Origin of the sequence: Bacillus sp. AFS031507 (assembly GCF_002584635.1) — a bacterium.
Lineage (GTDB): Bacteria > Bacillota > Bacilli > Bacillales > Cytobacillaceae > Neobacillus.
Window position 1 is genome coordinate 34,121 of the sequence record NZ_NUOW01000014.1, and the last position, 24,879, is coordinate 58,999.

Annotated in this window: 19 protein-coding genes; all 19 read left to right on the forward strand. The window is 41.2% G+C overall.

Annotated elements, in window-relative coordinates:
• Positions 1 to 3 precede the first annotated feature (3 nt).
• The 19 genes from pruA (at position 4) to COE25_RS15340 (ending at position 24,877) form a co-directional block, all read left to right on the forward strand.
• Positions 4 to 1,575, forward strand: coding sequence for an L-glutamate gamma-semialdehyde dehydrogenase (pruA, locus tag COE25_RS15250; RefSeq protein ID WP_098933206.1), 1,572 nt, complete (start codon positions 4 to 6; stop codon positions 1,573 to 1,575).
• Between the two features lie 35 nt (positions 1,576 to 1,610).
• Positions 1,611 to 2,525, forward strand: coding sequence for a proline dehydrogenase family protein (locus tag COE25_RS15255; RefSeq protein WP_098933207.1), 915 nt, complete (start codon positions 1,611 to 1,613; stop codon positions 2,523 to 2,525).
• Between the two features lie 201 nt (positions 2,526 to 2,726).
• Positions 2,727 to 3,272 (forward strand): helix-turn-helix domain-containing protein, encoded by a 546-nt coding sequence (locus COE25_RS15260; protein ID WP_088088346.1) that lies wholly within the window; start codon positions 2,727 to 2,729, stop codon positions 3,270 to 3,272.
• Positions 3,273 to 3,320: 48 nt separating this feature from the next.
• A complete protein-coding gene (locus COE25_RS15265) occupies positions 3,321 to 5,363 on the forward strand; it encodes a hydantoinase/oxoprolinase family protein (protein WP_098933208.1) in 2,043 nt (680 codons plus the stop codon).
• A 4-nt stretch (positions 5,364 to 5,367) separates the two neighbouring features.
• Positions 5,368 to 7,122 carry a hydantoinase B/oxoprolinase family protein gene (locus COE25_RS15270; protein WP_088088344.1) on the forward strand — a complete coding sequence of 585 codons (1,755 nt, stop codon included), beginning with the start codon at positions 5,368 to 5,370 and terminating at the stop codon, positions 7,120 to 7,122.
• A complete protein-coding gene (locus tag COE25_RS15275; protein WP_098933209.1) occupies positions 7,123 to 7,458 on the forward strand; it encodes a cupin domain-containing protein in 336 nt (111 codons plus the stop codon). It abuts the gene before it with no gap.
• A gap of 135 nt (positions 7,459 to 7,593) precedes the next feature.
• Positions 7,594 to 8,712 (forward strand): M24 family metallopeptidase, encoded by a 1,119-nt coding sequence (locus COE25_RS15280; RefSeq protein ID WP_098933210.1) that lies wholly within the window; start codon positions 7,594 to 7,596, stop codon positions 8,710 to 8,712.
• A gap of 67 nt (positions 8,713 to 8,779) precedes the next feature.
• Positions 8,780 to 10,822 carry a hydantoinase/oxoprolinase family protein gene (locus COE25_RS15285; RefSeq protein ID WP_098933211.1) on the forward strand — a complete coding sequence of 681 codons (2,043 nt, stop codon included), beginning with the start codon at positions 8,780 to 8,782 and terminating at the stop codon, positions 10,820 to 10,822.
• Between the two features lie 4 nt (positions 10,823 to 10,826).
• The gene (locus tag COE25_RS15290) at positions 10,827 to 12,590 is read left to right on the forward strand and encodes a hydantoinase B/oxoprolinase family protein (RefSeq protein WP_256942424.1); all 1,764 of its coding nucleotides are present in this window, start codon (positions 10,827 to 10,829) and stop codon (positions 12,588 to 12,590) included.
• A 10-nt stretch (positions 12,591 to 12,600) separates the two neighbouring features.
• Positions 12,601 to 13,041 (forward strand): DUF3830 family protein, encoded by a 441-nt coding sequence (locus COE25_RS15295; RefSeq protein WP_098933212.1) that lies wholly within the window; start codon positions 12,601 to 12,603, stop codon positions 13,039 to 13,041.
• A gap of 132 nt (positions 13,042 to 13,173) precedes the next feature.
• Positions 13,174 to 13,944 carry an aspartate/glutamate racemase family protein gene (locus COE25_RS15300; RefSeq protein WP_088088339.1) on the forward strand — a complete coding sequence of 257 codons (771 nt, stop codon included), beginning with the start codon at positions 13,174 to 13,176 and terminating at the stop codon, positions 13,942 to 13,944.
• A gap of 31 nt (positions 13,945 to 13,975) precedes the next feature.
• Positions 13,976 to 15,322, forward strand: coding sequence for an MFS transporter (locus tag COE25_RS15305; protein WP_098933213.1), 1,347 nt, complete (start codon positions 13,976 to 13,978; stop codon positions 15,320 to 15,322).
• A 158-nt stretch (positions 15,323 to 15,480) separates the two neighbouring features.
• Complete coding sequence (locus COE25_RS15310; RefSeq protein WP_088088337.1) at positions 15,481 to 17,079, forward strand: hydantoinase/oxoprolinase N-terminal domain-containing protein; 1,599 nt, start codon at positions 15,481 to 15,483, stop codon at positions 17,077 to 17,079.
• Between the two features lie 19 nt (positions 17,080 to 17,098).
• Positions 17,099 to 18,268 (forward strand): S-methyl thiohydantoin desulfurase family protein, encoded by a 1,170-nt coding sequence (locus COE25_RS15315; RefSeq protein ID WP_088088336.1) that lies wholly within the window; start codon positions 17,099 to 17,101, stop codon positions 18,266 to 18,268.
• Positions 18,268 to 18,543 (forward strand): hypothetical protein, encoded by a 276-nt coding sequence (locus COE25_RS15320; RefSeq protein WP_088088335.1) that lies wholly within the window; start codon positions 18,268 to 18,270, stop codon positions 18,541 to 18,543. Before COE25_RS15315 ends, COE25_RS15320 begins: the two co-directional genes overlap by 1 nt.
• Positions 18,544 to 18,660: 117 nt before the next feature.
• On the forward strand, positions 18,661 to 19,758 hold the full coding sequence (locus COE25_RS15325; RefSeq protein ID WP_088088334.1) for a M24 family metallopeptidase: 1,098 nt from the start codon (positions 18,661 to 18,663) through the stop codon (positions 19,756 to 19,758).
• A 39-nt stretch (positions 19,759 to 19,797) separates the two neighbouring features.
• The gene (locus tag COE25_RS15330; protein ID WP_098933214.1) at positions 19,798 to 20,922 is read left to right on the forward strand and encodes an S-methyl thiohydantoin desulfurase family protein; all 1,125 of its coding nucleotides are present in this window, start codon (positions 19,798 to 19,800) and stop codon (positions 20,920 to 20,922) included.
• Positions 20,923 to 21,065: 143 nt separating this feature from the next.
• Positions 21,066 to 23,117, forward strand: coding sequence for a hydantoinase/oxoprolinase family protein (locus COE25_RS15335; RefSeq protein WP_098933215.1), 2,052 nt, complete (start codon positions 21,066 to 21,068; stop codon positions 23,115 to 23,117).
• Complete coding sequence (locus COE25_RS15340) at positions 23,114 to 24,877, forward strand: hydantoinase B/oxoprolinase family protein (RefSeq protein WP_098933216.1); 1,764 nt, start codon at positions 23,114 to 23,116, stop codon at positions 24,875 to 24,877. The genes COE25_RS15335 and COE25_RS15340 overlap by 4 nt, the downstream gene beginning before the upstream one ends.
• The last annotated feature ends 2 nt before the right edge of the window (positions 24,878 to 24,879 follow it).

The following is a 24,879-nucleotide window of genomic DNA, read 5'->3' on the forward strand; positions in this document are numbered from 1 at the left end:
ATCATGAACACAACAGAATTAAGCAAGGTTAAAGATTACAAACACGAACAATTTACAGATTTTTCAGTAGAGGAAAACAAGAAAGAATTTGAAGCGGCATTATCTTTTGTTAACTCACAGCTTGAGAAAGAATATCCGCTTATTATCGGAGGAAAACGCATTACTACTGAAGCGAAAATCGTCTCCATTAACCCAGCTAAAAAAGAAGAAGTCATTGGAAGAGTATCTAAAGCAGACCAAAAATTAGCTGAAAACGCGATGCAAGCTGCATTGACTTCATTCGAATCATGGAAAAAGGAGGATGCAGAAAATCGTGCAGAAATTCTTTTCCGTGCAGCCTCTATTATTCGCAAACGCAAACATGAATTCTCAAGCTACCTTGTAAAAGAGGCTGGAAAGCCATGGAGAGAAGCAGATGCCGATACAGCAGAAGCAATTGATTTTCTTGAATACTATGCCCGCCAAATGGTGGAATTAAAAGACGGTGCCCAAGTAAAAAGCCGTGAAGGAGAAGTAAATAGTTACAATTATATTCCTCTAGGAGTTGGAATCATTATTTCACCGTTTAACTTCCCTTTAGCAATCATGGCAGGAACAGCAGCTGCAGCTATAGTAGCCGGAAACACGATTCTATTAAAACCTTCTAACAATACACCAGTTGTTGCCGCGAAGTTCGTTGAAGTAATGGAAGAAGCTGGGCTGCCAGAGGGAGTTCTTAATTATATTCCAGGAAGTGGTGCGGAAGTAGGAGATTATCTTGTTGATCATCCGAAAACTCGCTTTGTATCATTTACTGGCTCCCGTGAAGTAGGCTGCCGCATTTACGAACGTGCAGCTAAGGTACATCCTGGTCAAATTTGGTTAAAGCGTGTGATTGCAGAAATGGGTGGAAAGGATACAGTAGTCGTTGATAAAGATGCAGATTTGGATCTTGCAGCATCTTCAATCGTATATTCTGCATTTGGGTATTCAGGACAAAAATGTTCAGCTGGTTCTCGTGCAGTGGTACACCAGCATGTATATGATGAAGTACTTGAAAAAGCAGTGGCATTAACTAAAACATTAAAGCTTGGCAGCCCCGAAGACGTCGGCACTTATATGGGGCCAGTTATTGACGCTAATTCATACAAAAAGATTTCTAAGTATATTGAAATTGGCAGAGAAGAGGGCGTCCTGGTGACAGGTGGCAATACTGACGATTCTAAAGGTTACTTCATAGAGCCTACGATTTTCGCTGATGTGGACGAAAATGCACGATTAATGCAGGAAGAAATTTTTGGCCCTGTTCTAGCTTTCTGTAAGGCACGTGACTTTGATCATATGATGAAAATTGCGAATAACACCGATTACGGATTAACAGGTGCATTGCTTTCAAACAATAGGGAACACATCGAGCGTGCAAAACAGGAATTCAATGTTGGAAATCTTTACTTCAATCGCGGATGCACAGGAGCGATCGTTGGATACCAGCCATTCGGCGGATTTAACATGTCGGGAACGGACTCAAAAGCTGGAGGCCCTGACTATCTCATTTTGCATATGCAAGCGAAAACAATAAGCGAACGTTTGATTTAAAAAAGTCGATAACCAAAATCTTGGGAGGTTAGGAAATGATCGCAGAAGTTTCGAAAAATATTTTTCTTCACGCTTCACAAAACAAATCATTAAATAAAGCAGCAAAAAAATGGGGATTACGGTTTGGTGCTTCTCAAGTGGTCGCGGGGGTTACCATCAAGAGCGCCATTGACACTGTTAAAAAACTAAATGAAAAAGGGTTAGTCTGTACTCTCGACCATTTAGGAGAATTTGTTTCGAGCAGAGAGGAAGCTATAGAAGCTACGGAATACAATGTAAGAACATTAGAAGCAATCTTCAGGGCTGGGGTAAATAGCAATCTATCAGTTAAAATGACCCAGCTTGGATTGGATATTGATAAAGAATTTTGCCTGGATAACATGCGTAGAATACTAGAAACAGCTAAAAAAACGAAGAATTTTGTCAGAATCGATATGGAAGATCATGCACATTGCCAGGTTACATTAGACATTCTAAGAGAACTTCGCGAAGACTTTGATAATGTGGGAACCGTGATACAAGCTTATTTAAATCGAGCCGAGCAGGATGTGAAAGATTTAAAAGGAATTCCTCTCCGTCTCGTAAAGGGTGCTTATAAGGAATCTCCAGAAGTTGCAATTCAGGATAAAAACGAGATTGATGGAAATTACATGAGGATAATCAAAGAGCATTTGTTGAGCGGCACCTATACAGCAATTGCTACCCATGACCATAATATAATTGCTAAAGTAAAAGAATTTGCGAAAAAGAATAATATTTCAAATGATCAATTTGAATTTCAAATGCTGTATGGTTTTAGAACAGAAATGCAGCTCAGTTTAGTAAAAGAGGAATACAAAATGCGTGTATACATTCCATTTGGTGACGACTGGTTTGGTTACTTCATGCGTCGATTGGCAGAAAGACCGCAAAACGTAGCATTTGCCCTAAAAGGATTGTTTTCTAAATAAGGTAGGTGCCAGCACCATCCAGTAATTATCAACCTGTATTCTTTGAATCGTTTTTCAAAGATACAGGTTGTTTATTTTCTTCCGAAAATTTTTAAAAATACTGTTAATTTAAAAAATAATATGGTATTATGAAATTAAATACAGTATTACTTAAATAATTACGATATATTTTAAATGTTTTACTCGTTTGGGGGTCTTAAAATGGAAGAAGAAGTATCAAAGAAAATCAGAGAGTTACGGCTTGAAAAAAAACTCACACTTAAGGATTTAAGTGAGAAAACAGGCCTTTCAATCAGTTTTTTATCTCAAGTTGAACGTGCTGCATCTTCAATAGCTATTACATCATTGAAAAAATTAGCGGATGCATTCGATGTTCCTATAACTGATTTTTTCGAAGATTTTGCCAATAAAAATTATAAAGTAACAGTAGAAGAACAAAAACCATTTAGAATTGAGGGGGCAGGGGCGATCTATACCCGGCTCGGGGGGGAGTTTCCAGGAAGAGCAGTGGAACCTTTGTTAGTGACTTTTCCTCCTGGTGAGCCTAAAGAAAAAATTGTGACCCATCCAGGTGAAGAGTTCTATTACATTCTTGAGGGCGCTATGATCGTAACTGTGGAAGGAAAGGAATACATCTTAAAACCAGGTGATACCATTCACTTTCCATCGACTATCCCGCATTCCATTACGAATCCACTTGATCATGATGCAAAGGTCTTTTGTTTTGTAACGCCAGTCATTTTTTAAATGGCTTGCTCTATATAAAAATTATTTATTAAGATGGGTGGTTAAATCATGAGAGTAGCAACAGACATTGGCGGAACATTTACTGATTTAGTTTTTGTTGATCAACAAGGGAAAATTGGGGTTGCTAAAAGTCATACAACTCCCCCGAATTTTGAAAAAGGAGTTTTGGATGTTATTCGTGTAAGCGGTATCAATACAGAACAGTTGGAGACTTTTATTCATGGAACCACTGTCATTATTAATGCGTTAACTGAACGAAAAGGTGTGAAGACAGGATTAATTACAACTAAGGGATTTCGTGATGTGTTAGAGATAGCACGTGGAAATCGTCCTGATCTCTTCAATATCCAATATCAAAAACCTACTCCTTTTGTTCCGCGTTATTTACGACAAGAAGTAGAAGAACGTTTGAACTACAAAGGGGAAGTAATCCAAGCTTTAAATAAAGGACAAATAGAAGAAATTGTTCATTACTTTAAGAAAGAAAATGTGGAAGCGATTGCTGTTTCTTACCTGCATGCATATAGCAATCCATTACATGAAAAAGAAACAGTAGAGCTTATCAATGAATTATGGCCTGATGTTGCGGTTACTGCTTCCCACGAGGTAACAAGAGAGTGGAGGGAATATGAGCGCACTAGTACAACGGTATTAAACTCATATGTTAAACCTATTGCTTCTTCTTATGTCGATCGTCTTGAAAATGAATTAAATAAAGTTGGCAATAAATCTAACAAATATATTATGCAATCAAATGGCGGTACGACTACATTTGAGCAATCAAAGCAAACACCAATCAATATGGTAGAGTCAGGACCAGTTGCAGGAATTTATGGATCAGCTATCTTAGGAAAAATCCTTGGTGAAGAAAATATCATTGCCTTTGACATTGGTGGAACAACTGCGAAATGTTCTCTGATCGACGGCGGCGAAGTAAAGGTAACAACTGAGTATAATATTGAACGTACAGACCGTACTGCGGGTTATCCAATTAAAGTTCCAGTGGTCGATATAGTTGAAATCGGTAACGGTGGCGGTTCAATTGCCTGGATTGATGCTGGTGGATCTTTAAGGGTTGGTCCGCAATCAGCAGGAGCCTTGCCAGGACCTATCGCATATGGTAAAGGCGGAACAGAACCTACTACTACTGATGCGAATCTTGTGGTTGGACGGCTTTCACCGAAAAACTTCGATAACGCTGTCGATATGGAAAGCGTAAGAAACGCGATACAAGAAAAAATTGCTAACCATTTTGATACATCGGTTGACGAAGCAGCTCTTGGAATAATCCGAATTGCCAATTCCAATATGCTTAATGCACTAAAACTTATTTCGGTGAGAAAAGGCTATGATCCACGTGATTTCGCTTTAGTAGCATTTGGCGGGGGAGGTTCTATGCATGCTCCGGCACTTGCAAAAGAGCTTGGGGTACGAAAGGTTATTGTGCCAGTAGCAACTTCTGTGTTCTCAGCTTGGGGAATGCTAATGACAGATTTGCGTCATGACTACATCCAAACCTTTATTCGTCGAGTTGAAGGCATTGATTATGGAGAGCTTAATGGGACCCTGGCAAAACAGGAAACAGACGCTATTTCTCAGTATGATCAAGAAGGTGTAAAAAAGGAAAACGTTCTGTTCACTCGTTTTGTAGACTTACGCTATGTCGGTCAAGAGCATACCGTGAAAGTTCCAGTTCCTAACGGAGAAATAACTAAAGAAACAATGCAGCAAGTGATTCATAAGTTCCATGAAACACATGAGCAATTATATACATTTAAATTGGAAGAGTCGCCAACTGAAATTGTTAACCTGCACTTAATAGCTCTTGGTTCAGTTAAGAAGCCTGAATTGGCTAAACTGGAAAATACCGGCGCATCTTTAGAAAGTGCATTAAAAGAAGTAAGACCAGTATTATATGAAGAGCATGGATGGATTGAAACAAAGGTATATGACAGAGCACAGCTAACACCAGATGCGGCTATTGAAGGGCCTGCCATTGTGGAAGAGTCATCTGCATCAACAGTTGTTTACCCTGGGCAATCGGTCACTGTTGACGTTTATGGCAATTTAATCATTGAGACGGGGGTATAAGACGATGGCAAATACAGTTGCACCAAAAGTAGATCCATTTACATTAGATATTGTTAAAGATTCATTAGTTGCGATTGGCGAAGAAATGTTTTATGCCTTAGCGCGTACTTCAATGAGTCCGATTATATATGAAGTTTTAGACTATGCGAGCGGTCTTATGGATTCTAAAGGCCAATTGCTAACACAAGGGAACGGAGTAACTGGCTTTATTGGGATGCTTTCTTTCATGGTTCGCGAAACAGTTGAAAGATACAATAAACCAGGTGATTTAAAACCGGGGGACATCATTTTGATTAATGATCCATATGGCGGGGGCGGCTCCCATTTATGTGATGTTGGATTGGTTATGCCGATCTTTTATCAAGGAGAGTTAATCGCTTTTTCCGCGAACAAAGCGCACTGGACAGAGGTTGGAGGAAAAGACGCTGGATCTATGTCTACCGATTCAACAGAGATCTATCAAGAAGGCCTGCAATTTCCTTGTATAAAATTATTTGACGAAGGGAAATTGAATCAGGCTGTAGTGGATATTATAGCTGCAAATGTCCGCTTTCCAGATCTTTCATTAGGGGATATGTGGGCTCAGGTAGCTGCACTGAAAACAGGTGAACGACGAGTCCAAGAATTGTGTGATAAGTATAAAAAAGATACTGTGCTTAACTCTATTAATTATCTTTTAGAGCATGGTGAACAATTAGCACTTAAAGCTTTAAAAGAAATACCGAAGGGTACGTATGAAGCAGTCGATTATATCGATGATGATGGTATTGAAGAAGGTCCATTCCGAGTACAGGTGAAGGTGTCGATTACCGATGATCAGTTTATTTGTGACTTCCGTGGCAGCCATCCGCAAGTGACTGGTTCAATCAATACTACTTATACGGGTTTAGTTTCTGCTGTCCGCACTGTATATCTTGCCGTAACCAATCCTTCTCAAGATGTAAATGATGGATCATTCCGCCCGCTTCATGTTATTACCGATAAAGGCTCGATCTTTAATGCGATGCGCCCAGCCCCTGTTTCGATGTATTGGGAGTCGATGTTATTTGGAACAGACTTAATTTGGAAAGCGTTAGCCCCGGTTGTACCTGAACGTTTATCTGCAGGCCATTTCTTATCAGTGTGTGTAGCGATTCTTTCAGGTAAACATCAAGATACGGATGAGCGTTTCTTGATTGTTGAACCATCTGTTGGTGGATGGGGAGGAGCAGAAGGCGCGGATGGAGCTTCCGGTCAATTCTGTATCCTGGATGGGGAAACCTTCAATATCCCCGTAGAAGTGTGCGAAACAAGAAATGGTGTTTTAGTTGATGAGTATAGCCTATCTACTGATGGAGCTGGTGCAGGTGAATTTCGCGGTGGTCAGGGTGTTATCCGTTCTTACCGTGCTTTAACAGATAATCAGGTCTTTACCGCATCCTTTGGTCGCCATAAATATGATGTATGGGGAGCAGAAGAAGGAAAAGATGGTTCTAATAATTATTTTGAGATTGTAAAAGCGAACGGTGAAGTCGACGGACCATATGGTAAGTATAATCAATATCCGTTAAATAAAAATGATGTTGCCCGCCTTGTAACAGCATCGGGTGGCGGATACGGTGACCCGCTGAAACGACCGGTTGAGAAGGTGGTTAGCGACGTGAAAAATGAGTATATCACTGTCGAGCAAGCAAAAAATGATTATGGGGTAATCCTTGATGCATCAACTATAGAAGTAAAAGAACTATCTCTAGAACGTCTAGCAAAGGAGGCGAAATAAATGAATGTAATTACATTAGAGGATGTGGCTAAGGAAGACCGCCCGGGAATAACAATGAAAACACTATTTGATGAATCCATCATTGAAGGGGCCCGTGCTTCGATCGGCACGGTTTCCGTTCCAGCAGGTGCCCGGATTCCACTCCAAGGAACGGGTTCACATGAGCAAGATGAATACGCTATTTTTTTAAAAGGCTCCATTTTAACCATGAGTGGTGGAAAAGAATACCGAGTTTCGGCGGGACAAGCCACCTTTATTCCCCATGGCGAAGAACACTGGGCCTATAACGACGGACAAGAAGATTGCGAACTTGTTTGGGTACTGGTTAACAGATAACCATTATTTCATAAGAATATATAATAACATTCACACTCGATGAGTATTTGCATATAGAAAGCCTTGCATTTTTTATAAAAAAGCAGGGCTTTCTATCTATGTAATTTTTAACTAGAATTTGAGGAGGCGTATTCATTGTCATATCAAAACCGTATCCATAAAGTACAAAAACAATTAGAAGAATTAAATCTAGAGGCTGTTGTAGTTACCTCACCACCGAATTTTTTCTATTTTAGCGGGACATGGCTGGACTCCCATGAAAGATTGCAGGCGATTGTCATACCTAAAGCTGGAAAGCCAACCATGATCGTTCATGAAATGTCAAAAGAAGAAGTCAGTTTCAATGGAATTTTTGAAAACGCTTTCTGGAAGGATGGAGAGAATTCATTGGAGTTATTGGCAAGTATTCTTCCACTAAATGGAACCGTATCAATCGATAATCTATGGCCAAGTCAAAACCTACTTAAGCTTATACAATTGAAAAATCAATTATCGTTTGTTGAAAGTACGCAAGTAATTGGTAAATCAAGACTAAATAAAGACTCTCAAGAATTCGAATTACTGAAGAGATCAGGCGCAATCGCGGATAATGTATTACAACAAGTAATTGATTACCTTCGACCTGGACTTACCGAGAAAGAGGTAGCGGATGAGATTAAGCGCCTTTTTGCCTTGCAAGGAGTTGAAACACTGTCCTTTAATCCCATTGTAGGTTCGGGGAAAAACGGAGCGATCCCACATCATCAATCAGATGAAACTTCTATTGCCGCTGGAGATATGGTTGTCATTGATATGGGTGGAATTAAAGACCACTATTGTTCAGACATGACCCGAACGGTATTAGTAGGGGGAGAACCTACTGACGAAATGTTGAAAGTCTATGAAATAGTGAAACAGGCACAGGAAGCAGCCGTTAAGGCTGTAAGACCAGGGGTACCTTTAAAGAATATTGACAAGGCAGCAAGAGATATTATCAGTAATGCCGGATATGGGGAATATTTTACTCATCGTACTGGCCATGGCTTAGGAATAGAAGTTCACGAAGAACCATTTGTGACTTCAAACAACGAACAGCTTTTAGAAGAAGGAATGGTCATTAGCATTGAGCCAGGCATTTATTTAAGTGGTAATTTTGGTGTTAGAATCGAGGATATCGTTTTTGTGACTGATGATGGCTGCGAAAGACTGAATATTCTTACTAAAAATTTCGTTCATACTGGGAAAAAAGAAGCTTTGGGCAGTGAAAAGGCATAACTAGATTTTGAGATTTGAATTAAATGCAGTACCTCTTAAAAATATAGCACGAAAAGGAGCTGTTTTTGTGACGCGATATCGTTTAGGGATAGATATAGGGGGAACATTTACGGATTTAGTTCTTTATGACAAGCAAGAAGCGAAATATCAAACAGAGAAAATTTTAACCACTCCAAAGAACCTGTCAGATGGTGTATTGGAGGGTATGAAAAATCTAGTTGAGGACTTTAGTGAAATCGATTACTTCGTACATGGAACAACAGCAGGACTTAATGCTTTTCTCGAACGAAAGGGATCGAATGTAGCCTTAATTGTCACTGAAGGCTTTAGGGATATTTATGAAATAGGCCGTGCGAATCGTCCTGATATGTATAGCATTACATATAGAAAACCGGAACCTCTAGTAAAGCGCCGTAACGTTTTTGAGGTAAAGGAAAGAGTCTTAGCTGACGGTACAGTCGAGACAAATCTAGACTTTAACCATTTGGATGAAGTGGTCAATCAAATTATCGAAAAAGGATTTAACTCCGTTTCGGTAAGTCTTTTACACTCATACAAAAACCCAGAAAATGAAACAAAAGTAAAAGAGTTTATTAAACAAAAAGCACCTCACATTTCAGTATCGCTATCGCATGAAATTGCTCGTGAATGGCGTGAGTACGAACGTACTAGTACGACGGTGATCAATGCCTATGTAGCACCGATTGTTGAAAACTATCTTGCTAGTCTAGAAGAAAGGACGGGGCAAGGAGGGTTAGAAGGAGACTTATATATTATGCAATCCAATGGCGGGGTGATGACATCTGGGGTTGCAAAGAAAATGCCAATCCAAACGCTTATGTCCGGTCCGGTCGGGGGTGCAATCGGAAGTATTAGCCTTGGGAAACTCACAGACTATAAGAACCTAATTTGTGTCGATATGGGAGGAACCAGTTTTGATGTAAGTCTGGTCATTGATGGAGAACCAGATGTTACGTCGGAAACTAGTCTAGAAGAGTTTCCTATTCTTACACCAATGGTTAATATTCACACAATTGGGGCGGGTGGTGGTTCTATTGCCTGGATCGAGGGCGGGGGATTACGTGTAGGTCCAAAAAGTGCAGGAGCAGACCCAGGTCCTGCCTGTTATGGAAATGGAGGTACTCAAGCAACTGTAACGGACGCCAACCTAGTGTTAGGACGTCTGGATGAGGAAGGGTTTCTTGGCGGGAACATGAGATTAGACCGAGATGCTTCCTATCGAGCTGTTAAGCAAATTGCTGACCAGCTAGGTTTAGGAGTACTAGAAACAGCAGAAGGGATTTGTGATATTGCCAATGCAAAAATGGCGGACGCCATTCGTACGTTAACAGTAAGCAAAGGGATTGACCCACGTGATTTCGCGCTTGTCGCATTTGGTGGAGCGGGTCCGATGCACGCCGTGTTAATCGCCGATCTTCTTGGAATTACGAAAATCCTTGTCCCAACAGTTGCTGGCACTTTCTCGGCTTGGGGCATGCTTCAGACAGATATCCGTCATGATGCAGTAAGAACGTTTGTAGCTGTTTTAGATCGAAGCGATAAAAAGATGATGAGTGATCTTTATACTGAGATGGAGCAAGAAACCATTAACATTTTAGCTCAACAAAAAGTGAATAAGAAAGATATGTCGTTCCAACGTACAGTTGATATTCGCTACGTTGGCCAGGAATACACAGTCAATGTTCCTTTAAATGTTGAAATAAATGAACACAAGTCAATTGTCCAGCTAGCTGGTCTCTTCCATGAGATGCATGGGAAAATCTATGGCCATAACAATCCTGATGGAATAATAGAGGCCGTCAATTTACGTATCACTGGCTACGGAAAGCTAGAAAAAGAGAATGATACAGGAAGTGAAACCTCGATTAAAACGGATACAGATATCGTAACCAGAACAAACAAACAAGTCATCTGGAATGGGCAGGAAAAAAATACCCCAGTCCTTACGACAGCTTATTTGCAGTATGGCCACCAATTTTTTGGACCTGCGATTGTAGAAGATCCTAGAACCACAACAGTTATCCCTGGGGGATATCGAGTTGAAGTGGATCGGTCAGGTAACCTTGAAATTACGAAGGAGGTAGTTTAAACATATGGATGCTAAAACTGTAATGAAAACAGGTAAATTTTTAGAAAATCCAATTACAACGGAAATCATTCGGAATGCACTAATTTCGGCCGCACATGAAATGAATGCGAGTTTGGCAAGAAGTTCCTTTTCTCCGATCATATATGAAATGAAGGATTGCAGCGTTGGTATTTTTAATAAAAACGCAGAATTGCTGGGTCAATCAGCAGGACTTCCAATCTTTTTAGGAAATTTAGATGAGTGTATAAAAATCGTTACCGCTTCGATTGGTGGGGTTGAAAGATATCAGCCAGGTGATGTCTATATCATGAATGATTCTTATCTAACTGGTACTCATCTTAATGATATTACAGTAATTTCACCCGTTTTTTATGATGATGAACTGATCGGTTTTACCGCGAATCGTGCCCACTGGCTTGATGTAGGTGCCCAGGATCCAGGTTTCTCCATGGATGCTACAGAAATCTACCAGGAAGGAGTACGTATTCCGCCTACAAAAATATACGATGCTGGTCAGGCTCGTAAAGATGTTATTAATCTTATTATTTCTAACAGCCGTTTTCGCGATGCTGCATTAGGGGATCTTAATGCTCAAATTGCTGCCTGCCGTACCGGAGAGAAACGTTTTCATGAGATCATCAGCCGATTTGGTTTAGAAAAAGTAAACCGCTCCATTCGGGATATTTTCAAGCAATCTGAACTTTTAGACCGCAAAATGATTGCGAGGATTGCTGATGGAGTTTATGAGGCGGAAGGTTGTTTGGACAATGATGGAGTGTCCGATGAACCAGTACCAGTAAAAGTAAAAGTAACCGTTGAAGGGGAAAATATTACGATCGATCTCACTGGCTCCAGCGAACAAGTTAGAGGAATGACCAACTGTGGATTGGCTCAAACGATCTCAGCCTGCCGGGTAGCTTTTAAAGAACTTATCAGCCCCGATGCACCTGTCACCGGAGGGAATTTTAAAACATTAAATGTTGTGGTACCAGAAAGAACGATCTTTAGTGCGCAAGAGCCGGCAGCGTGTGTTTGGTATTTTTCTGCACTAGGCCTGCTTATTGATCTTGTCGTTAAAGCCCTTTCTCCAGCTCTTAAGGAAAGAAGTGCGGGTGCACATTACGGGGATTCGATGATCATAACGTTTTCAGGGATTGACCCGCGCCGTAACACGCCGTTCTTAAACGTAGAAGCTACGGCAGGCGGCTGGGGAGGCTTTGCTGCTAATGACGGCCAATCCGGTTTAATCAATAATGTTAATGGCGATTTCAAGAACCTGCCTATTGAGGTTCTTGAAGATAAGTATCCTTTTAAAGTAACCACCTATGGCTTTAGACAGAATTCTGGGGGACCTGGAAAGAACCGAGGAGGTCTCGGAATTATTAGAGGCTACGAAGTTTCTGCAGATGAAGCTTTTTTATACCTTTGGTTAGAGCGTTCAAAAACACCTGCCTGGGGACTTTTTGATGGTAAAGAGGCAGCATCACCAGAAGTAACTATTTTAAGTGGGGAAAAAGAAGAAAATGCCCTGAAATTAAATGCTAAACCGATGAACAATGGAGACAAGGTCATTGTGAAAACGGGTGGAGGCGGCGGATTTGGGCATCCGTTTGAACGGGAAGCCTTTCGTGTGCTTGAAGATGTTATCGATGGATACATCGACCGACAAACTGCGTTTGTGCAGTACGGTGTCGTAATTAAGGAAGACGTTTTAGAAGTGGACGAACAAGAAACCATTATGTATCGCCAAAGAAACAAAATAGGTTAAGAGGTGAAATATGCGCCGAATATTAATCAAATTTGAAAACGGGGAAAGTTTCCCGGCAACATTACTAGAAGATAAGGCCCCCCAAACGTGTCAAATCGTTTGGGAGGCACTTCCCATATCGCAGACAGTAAGGCATTCACGCTGGTCAGGCCGTGAAGTAAATTTTGAAATTTCATCTACTTCTATGCCAAAACGAGAAAACCAAACCATCTCTACTAGTGTAGGGGAAATTGTCTACTGGAGAGATTGGGCGCTTGAGTCTGAACCGGACGTTTTAGAAGTTTTAGCTATTTACTATGGTGCAGAACATACACGGAGCCACAAAGGGGATGAACCGGTTAACGTTTTTGCCCAGGTTGATTTTACTTATCTGGATCTTTTACAAAAAGTTGGTGAACGTATCTGGTTAGATGGTACTGAAAGAGTTACTTTTACGAGATTAAAAGACTAAAAGGGCGAAATTAAATTAATATTAAAAATAATTATTTTTTTCAAAAATAATTATGCTATTACTTTAATATTTATGGTAATATGATAAAAAAGATAGTTATTATTCTGAATTTTTAAATATTGGAGGAAAAAAATGGCTAGTAAGAGAATTTTGTTTATTAATCCATTGCACACAGACGTTTTTGATGAAGAATTTAGAACACAATTTGAACGTTATAAAAGTCCGGACACAGTGGTGGATGTTGTTTCTTTTGCCGGACCAGGGCCGATCCACGTGGAGTATAACTGCTATGAAGCGATGGTCATTCCAGAGTTGATCAGGACTGTGAAAAAGGCGGAAGAGGACGGTTATGACGCGGCAATTCTCGGCTGTTTTTATGATCCCGCTTTAAGAGCATGCAGAGAAGTTGCTGAAAAAATGGTTGTTACCGCACCTGCTGAAGCTGCTTTGCACATTGCCACAACGCTTGGAGAAAATTTCTCGATTCTTGTGGGCAGAAAAAAATGGATTCCGGAAATGAAAGAAAATGTCCACAAATATGGCTTTGCACATAAATTGGCGTCATTTAAATCGCTTGAGCTCGGGGTGCATGATTTCCAGAAGGATCCTGAAGAAACAAAGAGAAGAATCAGGGCGGCAGCGAATGAAGCGATCGAGAAAGATGGGGCAGATGTCATTGTATTAGGCTGTACAGGAGAGTTTGGTTTCTTTGAATCATTGCAACAAGAATTAGGCGTGCCAGTCATTGACGCGAGCTGTGCGCCATTTAAATACGCAGAATTTTTAGTAGAAATAAAACAAAAATTATCCTGGACCCACAGCAAAAAGGTAGGGTATCAATCTCCTCCGGAAAAGGAGGTGGAGGCGTTTAACTTATATAATCAGGTTTTAAATAAGAATTAGTTTTATCATTATGAATAGGGGAGTGGGTTAAATGGAAGTGGTAGCTTCTGCTAAGTCTCAAGAGAAAACTGTTGAAGTTGGTACTTTTTTTGAAAACATGCCATTTACAAAAAAACATCGGTTTGTAGGGGTAGCGCTATTTATGGCGTTTGTAATCGAGGCATGGGAAATGATGATTATCATTATGATTAGTGGAGCTATCGCCGCTGAATTTTCTTTAACTCCTGTCCAAGTAGGTTCCCTTATTGGTGCAATTTTCTTAGGTATGATTCCGGGGACATATGTTTGGGGGATTGTTGGAGATAAAATCGGACGAAAGAAAACGATTATTTACAGCTTACTCTTATATGGAGTGGTTTCAGCTGTCAGTGCATTTTCACCCAATTTTGAAACACTTTACACATTGCGCTTATTATCCGGTTTTTCCTTGGGTGGTGTACTGGCGTGTATCTTTCCTTATTACGAAGAAATGCTCCCAGTTAAACAGCGTGGTAAAGCAGCCGTATATTTATCAGCAGGATGGCCAATTGGTACATTAATTGCCCTTGGAATAACCAGTTTAACAATGGATGTGGAAGGGATATTGGGCGGTTGGAGAGCAATCATTTTTATTAGTTCGCTAGCTGGATTATGGGCTTTCGTTATTAAAAAAATTCCTGAATCTCCTTACTGGCTTGCAGGAAAGGGAAGAACAGAGGAAGCCAAGCAAATTATTTCTGATTTAAGTGAAGGTAAAACACTGGTTAGTCAGGATACAGAATTATTTGTCTCTAAAGTAAAACAAGGTAGTATCTTTGAAATTTTCAAAACGAAAATGATAAAAACAACAGCATTACAAACAATCGTCAATTTCTGTTTCTCTTTTGGATATTGGGGATTGTATACTTGGATTCCAACATTATTACAACAAAAGGGCTTATCAATGGGACAAAGCTTAGGTTTCGTTGCATTATCAGCCGTAGCACAGATTCCTGGGTATATCGTAGCTGCACACCTAACTAGTAAATTCGGACGTAAAAAAGTCATGTTTGCTTTCGTATTATTTGCATCAATCTTTGGATTTGCATTTGCGTATTCTTCGAGTGTATTCCAACTATATGCATTCAACTTCGCTTTAGGATTCTTTAGCTTAGGGGCATGGGGCGTTTGGAACACATGGTTTGGTGAAATCTATCCAACAAATGTACGTGGTGTAGGATATAGCTGGGGTGTTGGCGGACAACGTTGGGCTAACACGGTGGCTCCATCGTTAATCGGTTTTGTAATTGGATTAGGCTGGGTATTTGGAGCAACAGTTTCTTTTATTCAGGTTTTCATGGTTATTACACTGATTACAATCCTATTTATTAGAGAAACGGAAGGCGAAATCTTACATTAACATTAAAAAAGTTTAATCCATTTAAATATTAAGCAGATAAAATGTTTATTACTTAGGCTTCACCTTAACTAATTTAATAGATTTGGTGGAGCCTTTTTCTAAAATAAAATCAACAGAATAATGGATTAATAGGAAATATATAACGAGGAGGAAAACATATGTCAGAGCAAATCAGGATTGGTTTTGATGTCGGTGGGACTTTTACCGATGGTGTTTTAATGAGAGGCAAAGAAGTTGTTTCGAAAACAAAGTCATTAACCACAGAAGATATTACAACAGGGATTATAAATGCATTGGATTTATTGTTAAAAAATAGCCAAGTAGATGTTTCTAAAATAGAAATGGTTTCCCTTGGAACTACCCATACAACGAATGCCATAATTGAAAGACGCAAACTTGATAAAGTAGGTATTTTCCGCATTGGGGCACCTGCGACAACTGCGATACCGCCAATGACCGGGTGGCCAGAAGATTTAATCGCTGCTTTAGGTGGTAAAGAACATGTACATATCATTCGAGGTGGATCTGAATATAACGGTAAGGACATAGTCCCTTTAGATGAAAAAGCCATTATGGATGCAGCGAAAGCAATGAAAGGGAAGGTAGGATCGGTAGCCATTACTGGTGTATTTTCACCAATCATACCAAAACACGAAGACCGTGCAATGGAAATCGTAAGGGATTACCTTGGTGAAGAGGTGTTCATTACTCAATCCCATAAAATCGCATCCATCTCTTTACTAGAAAGAGAAAACTCAACGATCTTAAACGCTTCCGTTAAATCGGTTATGAAACGTGCCGTTGAAGCATTCAAACAAGCGGTGGCAGATCGAAATATCAATGCAAAGCTATTTGTGGTTCAAAACGATGGAAGTGTAATGAACGCTGATCATGCAGTAGAGTATCCAATCTTTACAGTAGCTTCGGGACCAGCTGCTTCTGTTCGTGGAGCCGTGTACTTATCAGGTATCCAAAATGGGGCGGTCGTGGATGTGGGTGGAACCTCAACTGATGTAGCCTATATTGTAAATGGTTTTCCAAGAGAATCCTCTATCACTGTAAATATCGGTGGAGTAAAAACAAATGTACGCTGTCCTGACCTTTTGTCCATTGCTCTGGGCGGTGGAACGATTATCAAAACTCAACAGGATAAAGTCATTGGTTTGGGACCTGAAAGCGTGGGATATAACCTTGTCAAACTAGGTAAATCATTCGGCGGTCCTATTTTAACCGTACATGATATTGCTGTGGCAACAGGACGTTTAAACAGCAAACTTGAGATTTTTGATACCAATTATGTTACGAACATAGCTGCAATAAATTCATTATCAGCATCCTTAGTGAAGGAAGCGAACGCTAGAATTAAGGAACGTGTTGAGATTGCCATTGACCAGATGAAAACTGAATCGGGGTTAATACCTGCTATCTTTATTGGCGGGGGAGCCTTAGCTGTTCCGCAGCATAATATTGAAGGAACTACTGAGGTGGTCCTTCCGAATCATTTTGAAGTGGGCGGCGCAATTGGAACAACGATCGCGGAAATTGGAGCTTCTGCAGAATTGGCCGTTGACCTTGCAGTTGAAAACCGAAATGATGCCATCGACCGTGTTGTTGCCTTAGCTAAGAAAAATGCGCAAGAAGCTGGAGCCATTGCTGGAACAGAGGAAATTTTAGATGTGGAAGAAATTCCGTTTGCTTACATGCCAGGAAAGAAACAAAAGGTCAGAGTACGGGTTAAGGGCAAAGTATTTGCTTAAAACAGTGAGGAGGGAAACCATGAGTGTTTATGACATTTTAGAAGATTGGGGTATTACCAATTATCGGGTAATCGACAAGAAAAGCATTGAAGAAATTACGCTAGGGGCTTCTATTTTAGCCACTGGTGGTGGAGGAGATCCGGAAATCGGACTGCTATGGGCCTATAAAGTTTTAGATGAAGGCAAAGATATTGTTATGATTGACCCACTAGATATTCCAGATGATATTTTAGTGGCGAGCCCTGCTTGTTTAGGAGCAGCCCTAGTGTTAACGGAAAAGCCGCCTAATGAAGACGTTTTGAATAAAGCGGTTTCCACATTGGAAGCCTATATGGGCAAAAAACTACAAGCAACAATCCCACTTGAGTGTGGAGGGGTAAACTCCATTGTTGCTTATGCTGTTGCAGCAGAATTGGGATTGCCTGTGATCGATGTAGATGGAATGAATCGTGCATTCCCTGAGTTGCAAATGACTTCATGGGCTACTCAAGGGGTGCACGCATCCCCAACAGTTTCTACCGATGACCGTATGAACACAACGGTGATTGATACACAGGATGATGATCTGATGGCAGAGTCGATTGCACGAAAAGTAGCGATGTCTTATGGCGGAATTTCCTGGGTAGCCACCTACGCAATGTCTGGAGCTGATGTGAAAAGAACCTCCATCTTAAACTCCCAAAGTATTGCATGGGATGTAGGGAAAGCCGTCATGGAAGCCAGAAAGAGCCACAATGACCCAGTTGAACAAATTTTAACTAGTATTAAAAATACTAGAAATATTCAAGGCCACCGAGTATTCAATGGGAAAATCGTCGATATTCAAAGAGAATTTGGTGGTGAGATGAACAAAGGATTCTCACTTGGAAAAGTGATAATGGAAGGTATTGGAGACTGCAAAGGACAAAGAGCTGAATTGGATTTTCAAAATGAATGGTTAAATTTAAGGGTGGATAACGAACTAAAATGTGTTACACCGGATCTCATTGCAATCCTTGATATTGAAACAGGTGAGCCGATTCGTACGGACATTATGAAATACGGCTACCGTGGCTCGATTATTCTTATACCGGCTCATGAACGGATGAGAACAGAAAAAGGTCTTGAGACATTCGGTCCTCGCTATTTTGGATATGACTTTGATTATGTTCCCGTTGAAAAGTTAATGGCAAAACAGGGGGTAAAATAATGGAAACGCAATTGCTTCAAACCAAACTAGAAGATCAAGATATTAAGTTAGTTTTAAAGACGATTGTCAATCAGCCTTATATCGAAAGAAAAGAATTAGCAGACAAGCTCGGATATTCTGTGGAGCAGGTCGATGAAATTTGCCAATCGTTTATTGATTCTTTCGTTATTCTTGAGTTGGCAAGTCAGGCAACCTCTAACATTGAGTCTCGTGTCCCAAGAAAAGTGTATTTAATCAATCCAGAGTTGGAGCAGACCATTAGAGAATTAATATAAAAACATATGATCAGACATAATGCTGGTGAAACCATGAATACGTTGTTCATTCTTAAAGAGAATAACCCATGATTTCACCAGCATTTCTAAAATAATAAAGCTGAATAGGTGAGGAATTTGGAAGTCAATCCGTTTTTAAAAAGAGTTCAAGCTTTACGAAAGATAATGGAAGAGAGACAACTGGATGTATGTTTGCTATTTAATCGAGCCAGTATCCGATATTATACAGGACTTCGTATGAATACTGCTTCCTTTAGTATTCTATTAATTTCACAACAAGATATAAAGTACGTTGTGGCACGCTTAGATTTAAAACGGGCTCTGAGGGATTGCTGGATTAAAGAAATTCTCCCTTTTCCAGAAGATACCCCTGATTATCTTACTGTTTTAAATCATTATTTTCATAAACGCAAAATAACACGGGTTGGTGTGGAGCTGCCGGAACTTAACTATGATACCTTCCAGTACCTTCAAGAGAAACTGTCAAATGCCCATTTTGAAAATATCGCATCTGAAGTCGGACGGTTGCGGATGATTAAAAGTGAGGAAGAAATTCAAATTATTCGTAAGTCTGCTCAAATTGCCGACAAAGCAATGCAAGAAGCGCTGAAAGCAGCTAGAGCAGGGATGAAGGAACACGAAGTAACAGCTGTCGCCATGTATACGATGTTAAAAGAAGGCGCTGAAAATTCATCATTCGAGATTTTTCTCGCTTCCGGTGAGAACAGCTGGCTACCACAACGATATGCTTCAGATAAAGCATTGAATCCTAATGAATTAATCTTGTTAGATATGGGCGCAATTTATCAAGGTTATTGCTCCGATATTACCCGGACTTTTTCAGTAAAAGAAACTACGCTTGAACAGAAACGGCTGTTCCAAGATGTATTAAGAATCCAGCAGGAGACCATTCAGTCCTTGCGTCCAGGAGTGCAGGCTGGAGAGATTGATTACATAGCAAGACAGAAGATTCAAGAATTAGGATATGGCGATTACTTCCCGCACTTAACGGGACATGGATTAGGCTTAGATATTCATGAAGGCCCGATTATCGATAAGGGAAGAACTGATATTCTTGAAAAGAACATGGTGGTAACGATTGAACCTGGGGTATATCTGCCTGGAGTAGGGGCTGTTCGAATCGAAGATATGGTTCTAATAACTGAAGGTGGTTACGAAGTATTGACCCAAACGAAGCGTGATCTAATCAATTGAGCTAGCGAAAAGCAGCTCGATAACCAAGGAGGAATCGGGATGAGTGTGTACGACATCCTAAAAAAATGGGAAATAAGTGATTATAAAACGTTAACAAGACAGGATATTGATGACATTACATTAGGTGCTTCCATCCTTGCGACTGGTGGGGGCGGTGACCCGGAAATCGGACTGTTATGGGCTTATAACGTACTAAATAAAGGGAAAGAAATCGTATTAATTAAACCTGAAGATGTACCAGATGATGCGATGATCGCGATGGGGGGATGTTTAGGAGCCCCAGTGGTTCTGACGGAAAAAACTCCAAACGGAAGCGAATTGAATATTGCTTTTCAAAAATTAAGTAAATACTTGAATCGTGATTTCGTTGGTGTCATTCCACCAGAGGCTGGCGGAGTTAATACAACTGTTCCGATGGCAGTTGCTGGTGAAATGGGCTTACCTGTTATTGATGGTGATGGGATGGGCAGAGCTTTTCCTGAATTACAAATGACAAGTTTTCATATTGGAGGTGTTTCAGCCAGTCCGGTTGCATCCATTAATGAGAAAGGGTTTGCTACGATAATTGATACTACAGATGCATACATGGCTGAGAACATTGTTCGTCAAACAGCAATGTCATATGGAGGAATCAGCTGGATTGCAGGATACCCAATGAATGGGGAACAACTGAGAGCAACATGTATTCCAAACACAGTAAGCCTAACACTTGAGTTGGGGAAAAAAGTAAGGGAAGCTCGCAACGTGCACCATGATCCGATTAAAGTCGTTGAAGAAATTACCGGTGGATGGAGCGCTTTTAAGGGGAAAATTGTTGATATCAATCGCGACTTCGGTGCAGAAAGCATCAAAGGATTTTCCATGGGACAAATTATCATGGAAGGATTCGGAGAGCACAAAGGAAGCACGGCTGTGATTGATTTTCAAAATGAATGGTTGAAATTAACCATTGATAACCAATTAATCTGTTTGCCTCCTGATCTTATTACGATATTAGACTCAGAAACAGCGGAACCGATTCGGACCGATATTGTTAAATATGGGTACCGTGGAACGATTGTTGTTGTTCCTGCGCATGAGAGAATGAAAACGGAAAAAGCGATTGAAGTTTGTGGTCCACGTGCATTTGGTTATGATTTGGATTTTGTCGCACTCAAAAGGTAGTTTGCTAGGATGCTAACACACATACAATTAGGGAGGTGATGATTCAAGACTACTTTCTCGCATACTTAATCGTCAGTTGAGTCATTGGAAACCTATACTTAAAAGCTTGGATGTAAGAATATATGAATATAGGAGGAAATGCTATGCGAATTTCAGTTGATGTTGGTGGTACTTTTACCGATGTTGTGACACTCGATCCAGCTTCAGGCGATCTACGCCTTGAAAAGGTAGAGACCGTCCCACACAACCCTGCGAGCGGTGTTCTGGAAGGATTCCGTAAGGCAGAAGTTAGTTTCGAGGAAATAGATTACTTTGTACATGGGACAACTCTTGGCCTGAATGCTCTTCTAACTCGTACAGGAGCTCAGGTAGCAATCGTTACAACCAAGGGGTTTAGAGATGTTTATGAGTTAGGGCGTACTGACCGTGATTCCATGTACGATTTTAAATATCGTAAACCGGAATCATTAGTCCCAAGGCACCGGCGCCTTGAAGTGAGTGAGCGTCTTGATTATCAAGGAAATGTTCTTACTCCATTTGATCGCGAAGAAGCGGTTAAATTGGCTCAACAACTTCGTGAAGAGGGAGTTCCATCCGTAGTAGTCTGCTTCTTACACAGCTATATCAACCCGAATCACGAACTTGAAATGGAGAAGGTGCTTCTTGAAGAATACCCAGATGTTTCAGTGACTTTATCCCATCGATTAACACGAGAATATCGCGAATATGAACGTACTAGTACAGCTGTTATTGATGCGTATATCAAGCCAATCATGCGTACTTATTTGGATCGACTCGACAGTGAATTACAGGAAGAAGGCTATCAAGGCCAATTCTTACTTACCCGCTCAGGCGGCGGTGCCATGACAGCGAAAGCAGCTAAGGAAGAACCCGTTCATTCAGTTATGTCCGGGCCAGCAGGTGGTGCAATTGGTGCAGCATATTTATCTGAACTGACAGGATATCCGAATTTGATCACCCTAGATATGGGTGGAACAAGTCTTGACACCACTATGGTCGTAGATGGACAGATTGCTATAGAAAACGAGGCATTAGTTGAGAGTTTACCGATATCCACACCAATGATTGATATTCGTACGATTGGTTCTGGCGGCGGGAGTATCTCATGGATCGATGACGGAGGAGCCCTTCAGGTTGGACCAAAAAGTGCGGGTGCAGACCCAGGCCCTGCATGTTATGGAAAAGGCGGAGTAAATGCAACGTTTACCGATGCTGCCCTAACGTTAGGTTATTTAGATGATCAGAACTTTCTTGGGGGAGCGATGACCATTGATCCTAATCTTTCCCGTAATGCAATTAAGAAGCTTTCCGATCGGTTAAACCTTTCTATCGAGCAGGCAGCTGCTGGTATCGTCCGCATAAGTGAGGCGAAGATTACTGGTGCGATTCGAGAAATATCAGTAGAACGAGGGTATCACCCAAAAGATTTTGCCCTTCTTGGCTTTGGCGGAGGTGGAGGACTCGTTTCCTGTAACGTTGCACGAGAGATTGGTATTCCAACTGTTATTATTCCTCCAGGAGCAGGTAATTTCTCAGCATGGGGAATGATGATGGTCGATGTAGTGTATGATTTTGCTCAAACCTTTGTAACAGGTCTAGTGAACGCAGATGTTAATGAAATTACCATGTTGTATGGCAATTTGGAAGATAACGGACGTGAATCTCTTGGCCGCGATGGATTTACCTCTAAGGATTGCAAGTTTATTCGTTGGGCAGAGATGCGTTATGCAGGCCAAGAGCATACCGTTAAGATTGAGATCCCGGGGGACGACATTACACCAGCTCACATATCGGAAATTGCCGCAAACTTCGGTGATGCCCATGAGACGCAATATGGTCACCAAACAACAGATCCAGTAGAAATCGTTACCCTTCGTGTGAGAGCTATTGGCGTGCTTGCGAAACCGAGAATTGCCAAGCTCGAAGCAGGGAAAGGTGATGGATTGGCAGCACGTAAAGTAAGCCGCTCTGTCTACCAATCACCCCTTAATGGTAACATTGAGTATGAAGTTTATGATCGATTTAAGCTGCTTGCCGGAGATGAGGTAGCCGGTCCAGCAATCATAGAGGAGCCTAGCCACACCACCATTTTACACGAAGGTGATGTTCTAACTGTTGGAGAGTATGGAGAACTTACCATCGCTATTTATAATGATAGAGGAGGTATAGCATGACTAGGAGCATAGAATTAAAAAATAGTGCGCAAACAAATGTAGATGATCATGCAGAACAGATTAAAGTTCAAGTTATTCACAACTACCTGCTGTCAGCAGCACGGGAGATGATGAGGAATTTAAAGCGTACCGCTTATGACACGATCATCTATGAAATTCAGGATTTTGGACTTGGAATTTACGACCGCGAATGTAGATTACTAGCTGAATCACCTGGGTTGGCTATTTTTACTCGTGGTAATGACTATGCGCTGAGAAAAATGGTAGAGTTTCTCGGCGAAGAGAACATTCATGAAGGGGATGTCATTCTCTTTAACTATCCATACTGGAGCTCTAACCACACATTGGATGTACTAGTTAGCTCACCAATCTTCTATCATGATGAGCTGATTGGGTATGCTGCCTGTAAAGCACACTGGCTTGATTTGAATCAACAAGATCCTGGGTACTGCTTAGATACTACCAGTATTCATAGAGAGGGGCTCATTCTTCCAGGTCTAAAAATTTACAAGCGTGGCGTTCGTGATCTAGAGGTGGAGAATCTTATCAAATTCAACTCTCGTATTCCAGATCGAGTAATTGGAAATATGAACGCTCAGATTTCTTGCTGCCACACCGGTGAAAAGCGGGTACAAGAGCTGGTACAAAAGTTCGGCCTAGAATCTTTTAAAGTGGCAAGTCAAGAGATTTTAAACCACGGTGAACGGATTGCTCGTGCTCGCCTTGCTGCTCTGCCGAAGGGAACATGGTCTGCCGAGGATTGGGTTGATGATGATGGGGTCGAAAAAGACAAAATGGTTAAAATTAAAGTGACGGTTACCGTAACTGATAGCGAATTTATCGTTGATTTCACCGGTACGGATCCTGCGGTTGCAGGTCCTATTAACCTGCCAATTGGGATAACGGAAGGGGTTGCAGCACTGGCTTTCAAAGGGCTCACAACTCCGGATTCTCCAGCAAATGATGGCAACTTCCGTCCATTACGCGTCATTGCTCCGGAAGGTTCATTGGTAAATGCGCAGTATCCTGCGGCAACTTTTACAATTTGGCCATCTATTCACATTCCGGAGATTATTTGTAAGGCATTAGCAAATGCGATGCCAGACATAGTACCTGCATGTTCAGGGGGAGAGGTCGTATCGGTTATGGGTGTCGGTACACATCCAGTAACCGGTAAAGTTTGGCTTGAAGCGACAAATGAAGCGGTTGGCTTTGGTGCTCATGCTGGAGGCGACGGCGAAAACGGAATTATGCACTTATCAGAGCCAGGCTGCAGAAATAACCCGATTGAGGTATTAGAGACCAAGGCTCCACTATTAATTGAAGGCTATTATCTTCGTCAGGATTCCTGTGGAGCTGGAGAGCACCGTGGCGGGGTAGGAGCTACTCGTGTATATAGATTTACTGCTCCAGGGAATGCCGTAACGATTCTAAAGAAAACGAAGACAAAACCTTGGGCACTAAATGGTGGCCAGGAAGCCGATTCCAATCATATTATGCTATGGCCTGGAACCGAGCGTGAGGTGCGTACAGGAGCGATTAATCAACCTTTGGAAGCCGATGAAGTTCTAATCAGCAGTGCAGGCGGCGGTGGAGGATGGGGAAATCCATTTAACCGCAGCGTTGAGAAAGTGCTTGAGGATGTACGTAATGGCTATGTTTCACAGGAGAGCGCACAGCGTGACTATGGGGTAGTTATTGATACAGCCTCTTGGACGATTGACACTGCTGCCACTGCTAAACTGAGACAGGCACGATAGGG

What these genes read in the sequence shown, in the direction of transcription:
- pruA (WP_098933206.1), top strand. Translation starts at nt 4, where the DNA reads ATGAACACAACAGAATTAAGCAAGGTTAAAGATTACAAACACGAACAA.
- COE25_RS15255 (WP_098933207.1), top strand. Translation starts at nt 1,611, where the DNA reads ATGATCGCAGAAGTTTCGAAAAATATTTTTCTTCACGCTTCACAAAAC.
- COE25_RS15260 (WP_088088346.1), top strand. Translation starts at nt 2,727, where the DNA reads ATGGAAGAAGAAGTATCAAAGAAAATCAGAGAGTTACGGCTTGAAAAA.
- COE25_RS15265 (WP_098933208.1), top strand. Translation starts at nt 3,321, where the DNA reads ATGAGAGTAGCAACAGACATTGGCGGAACATTTACTGATTTAGTTTTT.
- COE25_RS15270 (WP_088088344.1), top strand. Translation starts at nt 5,368, where the DNA reads ATGGCAAATACAGTTGCACCAAAAGTAGATCCATTTACATTAGATATT.
- COE25_RS15275 (WP_098933209.1), top strand. Translation starts at nt 7,123, where the DNA reads ATGAATGTAATTACATTAGAGGATGTGGCTAAGGAAGACCGCCCGGGA.
- COE25_RS15290 (WP_256942424.1), top strand. Translation starts at nt 10,827, where the DNA reads ATGGATGCTAAAACTGTAATGAAAACAGGTAAATTTTTAGAAAATCCA.
- COE25_RS15295 (WP_098933212.1), top strand. Translation starts at nt 12,601, where the DNA reads ATGCGCCGAATATTAATCAAATTTGAAAACGGGGAAAGTTTCCCGGCA.
- COE25_RS15300 (WP_088088339.1), top strand. Translation starts at nt 13,174, where the DNA reads ATGGCTAGTAAGAGAATTTTGTTTATTAATCCATTGCACACAGACGTT.
- COE25_RS15305 (WP_098933213.1), top strand. Translation starts at nt 13,976, where the DNA reads ATGGAAGTGGTAGCTTCTGCTAAGTCTCAAGAGAAAACTGTTGAAGTT.
- COE25_RS15310 (WP_088088337.1), top strand. Translation starts at nt 15,481, where the DNA reads ATGTCAGAGCAAATCAGGATTGGTTTTGATGTCGGTGGGACTTTTACC.
- COE25_RS15315 (WP_088088336.1), top strand. Translation starts at nt 17,099, where the DNA reads ATGAGTGTTTATGACATTTTAGAAGATTGGGGTATTACCAATTATCGG.
- COE25_RS15320 (WP_088088335.1), top strand. Translation starts at nt 18,268, where the DNA reads ATGGAAACGCAATTGCTTCAAACCAAACTAGAAGATCAAGATATTAAG.
- COE25_RS15330 (WP_098933214.1), top strand. Translation starts at nt 19,798, where the DNA reads ATGAGTGTGTACGACATCCTAAAAAAATGGGAAATAAGTGATTATAAA.
- COE25_RS15335 (WP_098933215.1), top strand. Translation starts at nt 21,066, where the DNA reads ATGCGAATTTCAGTTGATGTTGGTGGTACTTTTACCGATGTTGTGACA.
- COE25_RS15340 (WP_098933216.1), top strand. Translation starts at nt 23,114, where the DNA reads ATGACTAGGAGCATAGAATTAAAAAATAGTGCGCAAACAAATGTAGAT.